Annotated in this window: 14 protein-coding genes and 1 tRNA gene; 9 read left to right on the top strand and 6 right to left on the bottom strand. The window is 69.1% G+C overall.

Annotated features, from left to right (window positions below):
* Positions 1-4 precede the first annotated feature (4 nt).
* Positions 5-79, bottom strand: a tRNA-Gly gene (locus tag AC07NS_RS00490).
* 168 nt (positions 80-247) lie between these two features.
* Here AC07NS_RS00490 and AC07NS_RS00485 point away from each other — a divergent pair.
* Entirely contained in the window at positions 248-1,102 is an 855-nt protein-coding gene (locus AC07NS_RS00485) for an SDR family oxidoreductase (RefSeq protein ID WP_494600649.1), read from the top strand.
* 144 nt (positions 1,103-1,246) lie between these two features.
* On the opposite strand, the gene AC07NS_RS00480 is transcribed toward AC07NS_RS00485, so the two are convergent.
* Entirely contained in the window at positions 1,247-2,119 is an 873-nt protein-coding gene (locus AC07NS_RS00480) for an alpha/beta fold hydrolase (protein WP_494600647.1), read from the bottom strand.
* A gap of 55 nt (positions 2,120-2,174) precedes the next feature.
* Here AC07NS_RS00480 and AC07NS_RS00475 point away from each other — a divergent pair, with 55 nt between their 5' ends.
* The 3 genes from AC07NS_RS00475 to AC07NS_RS00465 are packed head-to-tail and all read left to right on the top strand — an operon-like array spanning position 2,175 to position 4,796.
* A complete protein-coding gene (locus tag AC07NS_RS00475) occupies positions 2,175-3,371 on the top strand; it encodes a glycosyltransferase family 4 protein (RefSeq protein ID WP_494600645.1) in 1,197 nt (398 codons plus the stop codon).
* A complete protein-coding gene (locus AC07NS_RS00470) occupies positions 3,368-4,339 on the top strand; it encodes a glycosyltransferase family 9 protein (protein WP_494600644.1) in 972 nt (323 codons plus the stop codon). Before AC07NS_RS00475 ends, AC07NS_RS00470 begins: the two co-directional genes overlap by 4 nt.
* A 10-nt stretch (positions 4,340-4,349) precedes the next feature.
* Positions 4,350-4,796: a hypothetical protein gene (locus tag AC07NS_RS00465; RefSeq protein WP_494600643.1), complete on the top strand. Its 447-nt coding sequence runs from the start codon at positions 4,350-4,352 to the stop codon at positions 4,794-4,796.
* On the opposite strand, the gene AC07NS_RS00460 is transcribed toward AC07NS_RS00465, so the two are convergent.
* Complete coding sequence (locus AC07NS_RS00460) at positions 4,793-5,326, bottom strand: GNAT family N-acetyltransferase (RefSeq protein WP_494600641.1); 534 nt, start codon at positions 5,324-5,326, stop codon at positions 4,793-4,795. The two genes, AC07NS_RS00465 and AC07NS_RS00460, sit on opposite strands and share 4 nt — an antisense overlap.
* 57 nt (positions 5,327-5,383) lie before the next feature.
* On the opposite strand from AC07NS_RS00460, the gene AC07NS_RS00455 reads away from it, so the two are divergent.
* The 5 genes from AC07NS_RS00455 to AC07NS_RS00435 all read left to right on the top strand — a co-directional run bounded on the left by AC07NS_RS00455 (position 5,384) and on the right by AC07NS_RS00435 (position 8,708).
* Positions 5,384-5,956: a TspO/MBR family protein gene (locus AC07NS_RS00455; protein ID WP_110119541.1), complete on the top strand. Its 573-nt coding sequence runs from the start codon at positions 5,384-5,386 to the stop codon at positions 5,954-5,956.
* Between the two features lie 45 nt (positions 5,957-6,001).
* A complete protein-coding gene (locus tag AC07NS_RS00450; RefSeq protein ID WP_494600639.1) occupies positions 6,002-6,397 on the top strand; it encodes a ribosomal maturation YjgA family protein in 396 nt (131 codons plus the stop codon).
* Positions 6,398-6,588: 191 nt separating this feature from the next.
* Entirely contained in the window at positions 6,589-7,257 is a 669-nt protein-coding gene (locus tag AC07NS_RS00445; RefSeq protein WP_494600638.1) for an NrsF family protein, read from the top strand.
* 74 nt (positions 7,258-7,331) lie between these two features.
* A complete protein-coding gene (locus tag AC07NS_RS00440; RefSeq protein WP_494600637.1) occupies positions 7,332-8,384 on the top strand; it encodes a hypothetical protein in 1,053 nt (350 codons plus the stop codon).
* Between the two features lie 96 nt (positions 8,385-8,480).
* Positions 8,481-8,708 carry a hypothetical protein gene (locus AC07NS_RS00435; protein ID WP_494600636.1) on the top strand — a complete coding sequence of 76 codons (228 nt, stop codon included), beginning with the start codon at positions 8,481-8,483 and terminating at the stop codon, positions 8,706-8,708.
* Between the two features lie 63 nt (positions 8,709-8,771).
* Here AC07NS_RS00435 and fba read toward each other — a convergent pair whose 3' ends face one another.
* From fba to AC07NS_RS00420, 3 genes are all read right to left on the bottom strand, one after another.
* Positions 8,772-9,863 carry a class II fructose-bisphosphate aldolase gene (gene fba, locus AC07NS_RS00430; protein WP_494600635.1) on the bottom strand — a complete coding sequence of 364 codons (1,092 nt, stop codon included), beginning with the start codon at positions 9,861-9,863 and terminating at the stop codon, positions 8,772-8,774.
* 208 nt (positions 9,864-10,071) lie between these two features.
* A complete protein-coding gene (locus tag AC07NS_RS00425; protein ID WP_494600634.1) occupies positions 10,072-11,262 on the bottom strand; it encodes a phosphoglycerate kinase in 1,191 nt (396 codons plus the stop codon).
* Positions 11,263-11,275: 13 nt separating this feature from the next.
* Positions 11,276-11,656, bottom strand: a complete 381-nt coding sequence (locus AC07NS_RS00420) for a hypothetical protein (RefSeq protein WP_494600632.1) — start codon at positions 11,654-11,656, stop codon at positions 11,276-11,278.
* Between the last annotated feature and the right edge of the window lie 22 nt (positions 11,657-11,678).

Raw genomic sequence — 11,678 nt, 5'->3', positions numbered from 1 at the left:
GGAATGGAGCGGGCGAAGAGATTCGAACTCTCGACATCCACCTTGGCAAGGTGGCGCTCTACCACTGAGCTACGCCCGCATCGAAGAGGCTGAAAACAGCGCCCCGCGACGAGGAGGCGGCTTATGGCAGAGCGATCCGGGCTTGGCAAGCACTGTTGGCCAACTTCATGGGGATGAATGTCGCACTTGCGGAACCGGCCGTTTGAGCGGCTCATTGGACCCTTGGATTTGAGGTCGGGGCCTGGGTTTGCGTCTCTTCGTGTTCGGATTGGGCTTCGTCGGCGCCGCTTTCGCCGAATCTCTGGCCGCGCAAGGCTGGTCGGTGACCGCGACGGGGCGCACGCCCGAGGCGCGGGCGGCGGTGGAGGCCCAAGGCTTCTCGGCGGTGGACCCCGATGACAAGATCGCGATGGTCGAGGCCATGCGTGGCGTCAACGCCGTGCTGGTCACCTCGCCGCCGACCGGCGAGGGCTGCCCGGCCCTGGAGGCGGTGATTCCCGCCCTGGCCGCCGCCGAGGCCTTTCCCGACTGGATCGGCTACCTCTCCACCACCGGCGTCTATGGCGACTTCGACGGCCGCTGGGTGTTCGAATCGAGCCCGCTGAAGGCCCAATCGGTCGAGGGCGCGCGCCGCGTGGGCGCCGAGCGCGACTGGCGGCAGGTCTGCCGAGGCATGGGGCTGACGGTCGTGACCTTCCGCCTGCCGGGCATCTACGGCCCCGGCCGCAGCGCCTTCGACCGCCTGAAGGCCGGCGAGGGCCGCCGCATCGTCAAGCCGGGCCAGGTGTTCAGCCGCATCCATCGCGACGACATCGTCAGCGGCCTGCTGGCCTCGCTGGAGCGCCCCCGCGCCGGGGCGGTCTACAATCTCTGCGACGACGAGCCGGCTCCGCCGCAGGACGTCATGGAGCACGCCGCCCTGCTGCTGGGCGTTCCGGTCCCGCCGGACCTGCCGTTCAACGCCCTGGGCCTGTCGCCCGCCACCCGCCGCTTCTACGCCGAGAACAAGCGCGTCTCGAACGCCCTGGCCAAGGCCGAACTCGGCTGGCGGCCGAAGTACCCGACCTACCGCGAAGGGCTGGCTGCGATCCTGGAAGGCTGATCCCTCTCCCCTTGCGGGAGAGGGTGGCCTCGCGGAGCGAGGTCGGGTGAGGGGTCTCTCAGACTTTTCCGGACAGGGCTTTCGACCCCTCATCCGTCGGCTTCGCCGCCACCTTCTCCCGCAAGGGGAGAAGGGCGATTTCGCCTACTCCTCCTCGTCCCCCAGGTCAGCCGCGGCCCAGGCCGCCGCCGGGGCCTGACCCGCCGAACGCGCGCGGGCGGCGCGGGCCAGGCGGCGGGCGACGGGGTCGTCGTCGACGGGCGTGGCCAGCACGCGGGCTTCGGCCACGGCGGCGACTAGGCGTTCCAGGTCCTGCGGGCGCGACAGGCGGTGGTCGCCGTCCTTGATCAGCGAGAAGACGACGTCCTGGCTGGTCAGGCCGTTGGCCAGTTCCAAGGCGTGGGTCCAGGGCACCGCGTCGTCCTGGCCGCCCTGCAGCACGCGCACCGGAACGTCGATCGGCACGGGGCCGGGCAGGATCGACCAGCGAGCGCCGTCCTCAAGCAGCTCGCGGGTGATGGCGTAGCCGTCGTCGTCGTATTCGGAGGGACGAACCCAGAAGCCGTCGCGCTCGATCGCGGCCTTCGCTTCGTCGGAGAGCTCGGGCCCCATCAGCTTTTCGGTGAAGTCGGGCGCGGGAGCGACCAGCACCAGGGCTTTCACCCGCTCGGGCCGGGCGATGGCGGCCAGGCAGGCCAGCCAGCCGCCCATCGACGAGCCCACCAGCACCAGCGGCCCATCGGTCAACTCATCGATCACCGCCAGGGCGTCGGCGCGCCAGCGGCTGATCGTGCCGTCCTTGAACGCGCCCGATGATTCGCCGTGGCCGAAATAGTCGAAGCGCAGGTAGCCGCCGCCCGTCGCCAGGGCCTGTTCGGCCAGGACCTTGGCCTTGGTCCCGGTCATGTCGGAGTGAAAACCGCCCAGCCAGACCACCGTGGGGCCTTCGCCGTCCACCTGGCGGTACGCGAGACGCTGATTTTCCTCGCGCGGGTGGAAATCGCGGACTTCGGTCATGGCGCGGCCTTGTTCGTTTCGCTAACTAGCTCTCCTAACCTCTTCAGAGCGCGGCGTGTCCATCCTTCCCGATGATTTCACCCTGCTGCAGGTGACTCCGGAACTGGAGACCGGCGGCGCCGAGCAGACCACGATCGACGTGGCCCATGGCGTGGTCGCCCTGGGCGGCAAGGCCTTGGTCGCCACGCGAGGCGGCCGCATGGCCGCGCGGCTGGAGGCCGACGGCGGTCGTCTGGCCCAGATGCCGGCCCAGTCGAAGAACCCGCTGGTGATGCTGGGCAACGCCGCCCGCCTGATCGACCTGATCCGCCGCGAGAAGGTGACCCTGGTCCACGCCCGCTCGCGCGCCCCGGCCTTCTCGGCCCTGTGGGCGGCGCAGGCGACCAAGGCGCCGTTCGTGGCCACCTATCACGGGGTCTACAACGCCAAGTCCAGCCTCAAGCGCTGGTACAACGCGGTTATGACCAAGGGCGACCTGGTGATCGCCAATTCCGAATACACCCGCGCCCATGTCATCGCCGAACACGGCATCGACCCGGACAAGGTGGTCGCCATTCCGCGCGGGGTGGACCTGTCGCGCTTCGAGCCTGGCTTCGTCTCGGCCGAGCGGGTCGAGGCCCTGCGCCAGGCCTGGGGCGTGGCCGCCGACGAGCGGCGCCTGAAGGTGCTGCTGGCCGGTCGCCTGACCCGCTGGAAGGGGCAGGGGCTGGCGATCCAGGCGCTGGCTCGGCTGAAGGCCCTGGGCGACTCCCGGATCCTGCTGCTGCTGGCCGGCGACGACCAGGGCCGCAAGGGCTATCGCGCCGAGCTTGAGCACATGATCGCCCAGGCCGGCCTGGAAGACAGCGTCAAGCTGGTGGGCCACTGCGACGACATGCCGGCCGCCTATCTGCTGGCCGACCTGGCCATCGCCCCGTCGCTGGAGCCGGAGGCCTTCGGCCGCACGGCGGTGGAGCCTCAGGTCATGGGCCGTCCGGTGATCGCCGCCGACCATGGCGCGACGCGCGAGACGGTGGTCCCCGGCGAGACCGGCTGGCTGGCCAAGCCCGGCGACGTCGAGGCCTGGGCCCAGGCCCTGAACGACGCCTGCGAGGCGGGCGCGGCCGGCCGCCAGGCCATGGGCCAGGCCGCCCGAACGCGTGCGCGACGGTTGTATTCTGTGGACGCCATGGTCGAGGCGACCCTTAAGGTCTATGCGCGCGTGATCGCGGCCCATAGGGCCGGTGCGAGAGTTTCGGAGTCGAAGGGTTGAGCAAGGAGATCAAGAAGGTCCTGGTCATCAAGCTGGGCGCGCTGGGCGATTTCGTCCTGGCCCTGGCGGCGATGAAGAAGATCCGCGAGGCCCACCCGCGCGCCAAGATCACCCTGCTGACCACCCCGCCTTTCGAGGCCCTGGCGCGCCTGTCGCCCTATTTCAACGCGGTCGAGGTCGATGGCCGTCCGTCCGACGCCGGCGACCTCTTCAAGATGCTGGGCCGCATCCGCAAGGCCAAGTACGACCGCGTCTACGACCTGCAGACCAACAGCCGCACCGGCTGGTACTTCCAGGCCCTGCGGCCGTTCCCGCCGCAATGGTCGGGCATCGCCAAGGGCGCTAGCCTGCCCCAGCGCGGCCGCGCCCGTTATCACATGCATACCCTGGAGCGGCACGCCGACCAGCTGCGCCAGGCCGGCGTCTGGCCCGACGCGCCGATCGAGCCGGGCAGCGCCCCGCCGCCGGACCTGTCGTGGATCCTGCGCAAGCACAAGGACGCCCGGCCGGTGGCCGGGGCCGTGGCGCCCAAGCCCTACGTCCTGCTGGTGCCCGGCGGTTCGGCCCACCGTCCCGAGAAGCGCTGGCCGGTCGAGAGCTACGCCCAGCTGGCGGCGCTGCTGAAGTCCAAGGGCCTCGACATCGTCATCATCGGCGGGCCGCAGGAAAGCGCCATGGCCCGCCAGATCCAGAAGGCGGCCGGCCAGGCCCGCGACCTGACCGGTCGCACCGATTTCGCCCAGTTGGCGGTGCTCGGCGCCAAGGCCGCCCTGGTGGTCGGCAACGACACCGGTCCCACTCACCTGCTGGCCGCAGCCGGTGCGCCGACCATCGCCCTGTTCTCCGACGCCTCGGATCCGGCCCTGTGCGGCCCGCGCGGCCACGTGGCCGTGATCCGCTCGCCCGACCTCAAGGCCCTGCCGGTCAGCACCGTGGCCAGCACGGCGATCTCGCTGCTGCCGCGGTAGGGAGGCGTCGTTGAACGTCTTCGAGCGCTGGGAGCCGGTTGACGACCTGCCGTCGACGCCCTGCGCCGGTTTCATCGTCACAGCCAGCTGCATGGCGCGCGGGCCGGTGATCGTGGCGGTCTATTCTGACGTTGTGGGCAATCCGCCGCGCGATCTGGAGATCACCTTCTCTTCGGCCTCCGCCGTGCTGGTGCATGCTGAGTTCGTTCATCCGTCGATCGAGAATCCGAACGACAATCTGCCGACGATCGGCGGCGACGACGGCTTTCAGCGCTACACTTGGCCTTTGCTGAAAGTGACGACGTCACGCTGGCTGGACGGCTGGGGCGGAGGGCAACTGGCGCCGTTCGCGCGCGAAGACTACATCCACTACCAACTCGTCAGCCTCGACCAGATCGTGGATGTCGCTTCGCTGGGCGAGGTGTCGGCGCGATGGATTCCGGCCGCCGTGTCCTAGACGGGATCGTGCGGGATGCTCCGCGCCATGAACACCCGGGCGGCTTCGTCCAGGCCGCGCGTTAGGTGCTCGGCGCGGATCCTCTCCAGGCCGGGCGTCAGCGCTGCGACCTCCACGAACCCCAGCCGGGCGTAGTAGGGGGCGTTCCAGGGCACGTCCCGGAAGGTCGACAGGGTCAGGTAGGCCATGCCCCTCACCACCGCCTGCTCGCCGACGGCGTCCAGCAGGGCCGCGCCGATCCTACGGCCGGCGAAGACGGGCAGGACGTCGAGCTGCTCCACATATAGCCCGCCCTCCAGCGGCCGGAACATGACGAAGCCGGCGATCTCGCCATCCGCTTCGGCGACCAGCAGGCCGCCCTCGGCCACGCGTCGCGCCAGCACCGCCGCCGGCGTCGGCTCGTCGTCGGCGATGGCGTCCATCAGGCCGACGAAGCGCTGCGCCGAGGCGCGCTCCAGCGCGCGGACCGTCTCGATCTCGACGGCGCGGGCGGGACGTAGCAGGATGGGAGTCGTGGGGGCGCGGGTCATCTGGAACCAAGCCGGAAGCTAGGCGGTTTACGGTTCCAAGTTATCGAGGAGTCCGTCATGCGCATCACCACCGGCAAGCCGTACGCCCACCGCACCCTGGCCGGCCGCGAAGCGTTCCAGCCGGACACCAGCGGAAACAGCGCCGGCGCGCAACTGGCCATAGGCCTGGCCCTGGCCGGCGGGGCGCTGCTGGCCGCGACGCTGATGGGCCGCCGCCACGAGCGGGTGATCGACGACGAGGAATACGCGGTCGGCTACGCCGAGATGCACGAGCCCGTCGCCCACCAGCCCAAGCCCTTGACCAGCCTGCTGCTGCCGCCGCTGTTCATCGCCATGACCCTGTCGGGCCTGCGCACCTGGAACGCGCCGTCCAGCCCCGCCCGCACCCGCGCGCTGACCCTTTGGAGCCTGACCCAGGGCTTCAACGCCCTGTGGCTGGCGTTCGGCACGAAACGGGGCGGTGGCCAGCTGGCCGTGGCCACCGCCTCGCTGGGCGCTTCGGCCGCCTACGCCGTCGAGGCCCGCAAGGTCGGCGGCGCTTCGTCGCCCGATCTCGGCTGGCTGGGCGTGGCCAACGCCCTGACCGCCCAGCTGTGGCGGCGCTCGCCGGTTCGTCCCACCTTGCACTGATCGCCCCGACGCGGCTTCCTCCTCGCCCTCGAGACGGGGAGGGGCATGCGGATTCGGTTCGGTCACCTGGCTGTCGCCTTAGCGCTTTTCGCGGTCGAGGTCGCCATCGCGCTGTGGTGGCGCGACCGTTTCGTGCGGCCCCATCTGGGCGACGTGCTGGCCGTGGCCATGGTCCACTTCGGCCTGCGCGGCGTCACGCCCCTGAACCCGACGAGCGCCGCGGCCTGCGCCTTCGGTCTGGGCGTGGCCATCGAGCTTGGCCAGGCCGTGCACCTCCTGGCCCTGATCGGACTGCAGCACAGCGCCCTGGCCCGCGTGGTGTTCGGCGGCGTCTTCGATCCGGCTGACCTCGCCTGCTACGGCCTGGGCGGCGTCCTGGCGCTGCTCACCGATCGCCTGGCGGCGGGACGATCCGTGCTCGGATCGAACCGGACGGCCTGATCGGCGGGCGCCGCAAGCGTCGCCATGCGCGAATGGAGAGCGTCCACAACCGCTCCACAGGAGTCGGAGAACGTCGGTATTGACTTCCGCTGCCCAGTCTTTACGCATTCGCCCCGGCTTATGAGATCGCATCTCAAAAGCGCACCGTCAGGGGACGACGGCGACGATAATCGCTGCGGGGGAACGGCCGGTTGGCTTTCGACGACGCGACCTATCATGAGGGCTTTTCGGCCCTGGCCCGCCGCATGTCGCGGCGCTCGGCCGGCCGCGGCCCGCGCGACGCTCGCCCGGCCTGGCGGCTGGTCGAGATCGGCGTCGCCGGCGGCCTGGCGGCGCTGCTCCTGGTGTTCTTCTGGCTCGACCTGCGGCCCGACATCGAGACCGCGCCGGGGCACCCCTTCTTCTGGCTGAAGATGGTCTTCACCGCCTCGCTGGGCGCGGCCGGCTTCGATGGCCTGGTGCGGCTCCTGCGCCGCGGACCGCCGGCGCCGACCGCCGTGCTGGTGGCCGCGGCGGCGGCCCTGGTGTTCCTGGTCGGCGGCGTGTCCGAGGTCCTGCGCCTGGATCCAGGCAGCCTGGCGCGCCTGTTCCGGCCCGCCTCGGTGACGGCCTGCTTCTTCAACATCGTCGTCATGGCCCTGCCGACCCTGCTGCTCAGCCTGACCGCGCTGCGGGCGACCGACTGCGAGCGTCCGGCCCTGGCCGGCTTCGCCGCGGGGATCTTCGCCGGCGGCGTGGCCGCCAGCCTCTACGGCCTGCACTGCCCGCACTCGACCTTCGTCTTCGTGGGCCTCTGGTACACCGGCGGCGTGCTGCTGTGCGGCGCGGCCGGCGCGGCGATCAACCGCCTGGCGGCATGACCGGAAGGGTTTAGCGGGTTCACCCCTGGGTTGGGCCGTGCGACAAGCTACTCAGCATAGCTTGCGGAGATCCCATGCCGTTTCCAATGTCGCCGCCACCTGCTGTAGCCTGCGATGCGGCCGCCGCTGAAGCCGTGGTTTCGCGTCTGGAAGACCAGGCTTTCGCCGCCATGAAGGCCGCGACTGAAAAGGTCGCGCTGGCCGCACGCTCGGGGGCGGTCGGTGCGGCGGGCGACGCCGAATGGGCAGAGTACAAGCGCCTGCGCGTGGAGGCCGATCGTTCGCGGGCCGACGCCATCGCTTGTCGGGTTCGTCCTGTCGTTGCTGCGGCGCCTCCTCCGGCGGCGTCTCCTCTGGCCGAAGCTCGATCCCCGACGACGTCGGTCGCCGCCGCATCGGCCTATGCCGACCCTGGCGCGCCGCGCTTCCGCGTGGAGGCGAGCGTTTTTGAAGCCGATCGTCAGCCCAGTTCGGCGAGCCGCGTGCGCATTGCCACCACGACGGGCTATGCATACAGCGCCACGCCCTTTCCGCCGACGCCGCTGACCTTCTCTGGCCCCGGGGTGTTTAGCACCTTCGACGGACCGCAGCAGAAGGTGCGAAGCTGGTCGTCGGGTTTCACACTGGCGGGGGAGTTCGCTCCGGCGGGACTTGGCGCGGACGGCTGGCGTTTCACCTCGCGGATCGGCAACCAGTTGGAGCGGACCAAGATCGAAGCGCCGCCTTTCACAGACGGTTATTTCATCAGCGGGCCAACCGAACTGGTGACGCTCTGCGGAGGCTGCGCGGCGACGTACCGCACGCCGATCACGCGCAGTTCGGTTTACTACCGCACGGGGTTCATCGTGTCGCCCCATAGCGACAACATCAAGCAGACTTCCAAGAAGCTGGATCTCGACTTCGGCGCGGTGCGCGACTTCAGCTTGACGGAGGCGTTTGGAGGTCTGCGGGCCAGCCTGGGAGGAGAACTGGGCGTCGGCTGGTGGATGATTGATGAGCGTGAGTTGGTGGTCGCCGACAACCACGGCAACTTGGACAGTTTCCGCTCGTCTGATGGCCCAGTCGGGCGTGCGGCGCTCACGGCGGCCCTTTCGGCGCCTGTCCCCAGAATCGAAGGTGTGACCTAGTCAGTCCGATCCCGGATCGGGTACGAAATCGCCGACCTGACCACAACGTCGCTGAGCTATAGCTACGGGACCGGCAAAGAAGCGACCGTCCATGATATGAGCGATGGGGTCATCGGCTCGCTTGGCGCGCGCCTCGACTACGTGAACGGCCCATTCGGCGGCTTCCTCGCCGTGGAACGCCGGCGCGACTTCTCGCTCAACAGCGTTCTAACGTCGCAGAGCGTTCTGGGACGTGTCTCGAAGCCTTTCACGGATGGTTCGGCGGTCTATGTCTGGCCCGTCTACAGCTCGCGCCTGATCGTCGGCGTCAACTACGGCTTCTGACCCAAGAAAAAGCCCTCCCGATGAAACCAGGAGGGCTTTGACGATCGCCAGGGGCGAGACGCCTTATTCGGCGGCGGCCTTGCCGGCCGGAGCGCCGAACTTGGCGTCCAGCTCGCCCGAGACGTAGCGCTTGGCCATGGCCGCGGTCGAGATCGCGCGGATCTTGCCTGCGTGGCCGGCCGAGCCGAACTCGGTGAAGCGCGCCTGGCAGACCTTGCGCATGGCTTCCTTGGCCGGCTTCAGATAGGCGCGCGGGTCGAACTCGTGCGGCTTCTCGATCAGCAGCTTGCGGATGGCGCCGGTGATGGCCATGCGGTTGTCGGTGTCGACGTTGATCTTGCGCACGCCGTGCTTGATGCCGCGCTGGATCTCTTCGACCGGCACGCCCCAGGTCTGGGGCATCTCGCCGCCATAGGCGTTGATGATGTCCTGCAGGTCCTGCGGAACGCTGGAGCTGCCATGCATCACCAGGTGGGTGTTGGGCAGACGGCGGTGGATCTCCTCGATCACGTTCATGGCCAGGACGTCGCCGTCCGGCTTGCGCGTGAACTTGTAGGCGCCGTGGCTGGTGCCCATGGCGATGGCCAGGGCGTCGACGCCGGTGGCCTGCACGAAGTCGACCGCCTGGTCCGGATCGGTCAGCAGTTCGTCGTGCGACAGCTTGCCTTCGAAGCCGTGGCCGTCCTCGGCCTCGCCCATGCCGGTTTCCAGCGAGCCCAGAACGCCCAGTTCGCCCTCGACCGAGACGCCGCAGCTGTGGGCCATCTGGACCACCTTGCGGGTGACGTCGACGTTGTACTCGTAGGTCGCCGGGGTCTTGGCGTCCTCCATCAGCGAGCCGTCCATCATCACCGAGGTGAAGCCGTACTGGATCGCCGTGGCGCAGGTCGCCGGGCCGTTGCCGTGGTCCTGGTGCATGCACACCGGGATGTGCGGGTAGATGTCGACGAGGGCGTCGATCATCTTGGCCAGCATGATGTCGTTGGCGTAGTTGCGCGCCCCGCGCGACGCCTGGATGATGACCGGGCTATCGACCGCGTCGGCGGCCTCCATGATGGCCAGGCCCTGTTCCATGTTGTTGATGTTGAAGGCGGGCAGGCCGTACTCATGCTCCGCCGCATGATCCAGCAACTGCCTAAGCGTGATCCTCGCCACGTGGTCTTTCTCCTGCAAGCTTGAAGTCGTTGGGTTGGTTCTTGTTTTTGGGGCGCGGCGCTTTTGCGCTCTTTGCCCAGGATTCCCGAAGCCGGTTCCTCGTCCGGTGATCCGAGAGCGGAAGCCCCGGACCCGAAAGGCTCGGGGCGGGGCGTTCCGACTTTGCTGAGGTCCGGCGCCGTTCGGCTGGGCGGAGAAGGTCCTCCCTTTAGGCCTCCAGGGCCGCGACGCCCGGAAGCGTCTTGCCCTCCATCCATTCCAGGAACGCGCCGCCCGCCGTCGAAACGAAGGTAAAGTCGGCCGACACGCCCGCGTGGTTGAGCGCCGCGACAGTATCACCGCCGCCTGCAACCGCCACGATCTTACCCGATTTAGCCAGTTCCGCCGCGTGTTTCGCCGCCGAAACGGTCGCTTCATCGAACGGTTGCACCTCGAAAACGCCCAACGGGCCGTTCCAGATCAAGGTGACGCTTTGATCCATGGCCGCCAGAAGCTTCTTGGCGCTCTCCGGACCGGCGTCGAGGATCAGGTCGTCGGCCTGCACTTCGTTCAGTTGGCGGACAGCGGTCTCGACGCCCGGGGCGACCTTCTTGGCCACCACCACGTCGACGGGCAGCAGCAGTTCGCAGCCGGCTTTCTCGGCCTTGGCGATGATCTCGCGGGCGGTGTCGGCCAGGTCCTTTTCGCAGAGCGAGCCGCCGACGTCGTGGCCCTGGGCGAAGAGGAAGGTGTTGGCCATGCCGCCGCCGATGGCCAGGCGGTCCAGCTTGGCGACCAGGTTGTTGAGCAGGTCGAGCTTGGTCGAGACCTTGGAACCGCCGACGATGCCGATCACCGGCTTCTTCGGGTTGCCCAGGGCGGCGTCCAGGGCTTCCAGCTCGCGCTGCATGGCCAGGCCCGGATAGGCCGGCAGCAGCTTGGCGAGGCCCTCGGTCGAGGCGTGGGCGCGGTGGGCGGCGCTGAAGGCGTCGTTGACATAGACGTCGCCGTTGGCGGCCAGGGCCTTGGCGAATTCGGGATCGTTCTTTTCCTCGCCGGCGTGGAAGCGGACGTTCTCCAGCAGGGCGACGCCGCCGTTCTCCAGGCCGTCGACCACCTTGGCGGCCTCGGGACCGATGGCGTCGCTGGCGAAGGCCACCGGCTGCTCCAGCAGCTTGCTCAGCGGCTCGGCGACGAAGCCCAGGCTCATTTCCGGCACGACCTTGCCCTTGGGGCGGTCGAAGTGGGCAAGCAGCACGACCTTGGCGCCTTGCTTGGACAGGAAGGCGATCGTCGGCAGCGCCGCGCGCAGGCGGGTGTCGTCGGTGATCCGGCCGCCGTCGACGGGCACGTTGAAGTCCACCCGGACCAGGGCGCGCTTGCCGGCGAGGTCGGCGGTGTCGAGGGTGCGGAAGGTCATGGCAGGGTTCCGTTCAGAGGGGGAGGCAAGCGGTCGCGGTGCGGAAAGCCGCGGCGCAGCCGAATGCGAACATGACGAGGGGGGCGATGGCGTGGAGGATGCTCATCCGCCGCCGCCGCGAGGCGTGGACATGCAGGCCCCAGGCGACCAGCCATCCGACGAACGCGACGCCCATCATGGGAGAAGCATCGGTCGGCGGACCAACGCCCAGCAGGCGCCAGGGCGGAAGTTCCGCAACCCCGGGAGCCTTGCGGCCGAACCAGTAGCAGGCCGAGAGGGCAGCGCCGAACGGTACGCCCAACGCCGCATAGCTCAGGATGACCGACACGACCCACGTCCAGAGACGCAAGCGCAGCGGCGTCCGAAGCGGCGGCTGGACGGAAGCGGTCGACATCGATCCCCATGGTTGTCGCGTC

Source organism: Caulobacter sp. GW821-FHT10A10 (assembly GCF_059415745.1).
Note: the sequence above shows the minus strand (reverse complement) of the source record. Positions and strands in the feature narration are given on the sequence as shown.

What these genes read in the sequence shown, in the direction of transcription:
- AC07NS_RS00480 (WP_494600647.1), bottom strand. Translation starts at nt 2,119, where the DNA reads ATGACCGAAGTCCGCGATTTCCACCCGCGCGAGGAAAATCAGCGTCTC.
- AC07NS_RS00460 (WP_494600641.1), bottom strand. Translation starts at nt 5,326, where the DNA reads ATGACCCGCGCCCCCACGACTCCCATCCTGCTACGTCCCGCCCGCGCC.
- AC07NS_RS00455 (WP_110119541.1), top strand. Translation starts at nt 5,384, where the DNA reads ATGCGCATCACCACCGGCAAGCCGTACGCCCACCGCACCCTGGCCGGC.
- AC07NS_RS00450 (WP_494600639.1), top strand. Translation starts at nt 6,002, where the DNA reads ATGCGGATTCGGTTCGGTCACCTGGCTGTCGCCTTAGCGCTTTTCGCG.
- AC07NS_RS00440 (WP_494600637.1), top strand. Translation starts at nt 7,332, where the DNA reads ATGCCGTTTCCAATGTCGCCGCCACCTGCTGTAGCCTGCGATGCGGCC.
- AC07NS_RS00435 (WP_494600636.1), top strand. Translation starts at nt 8,481, where the DNA reads ATGAGCGATGGGGTCATCGGCTCGCTTGGCGCGCGCCTCGACTACGTG.
- AC07NS_RS00425 (WP_494600634.1), bottom strand. Translation starts at nt 11,262, where the DNA reads ATGACCTTCCGCACCCTCGACACCGCCGACCTCGCCGGCAAGCGCGCC.
- AC07NS_RS00420 (WP_494600632.1), bottom strand. Translation starts at nt 11,656, where the DNA reads ATGTCGACCGCTTCCGTCCAGCCGCCGCTTCGGACGCCGCTGCGCTTG.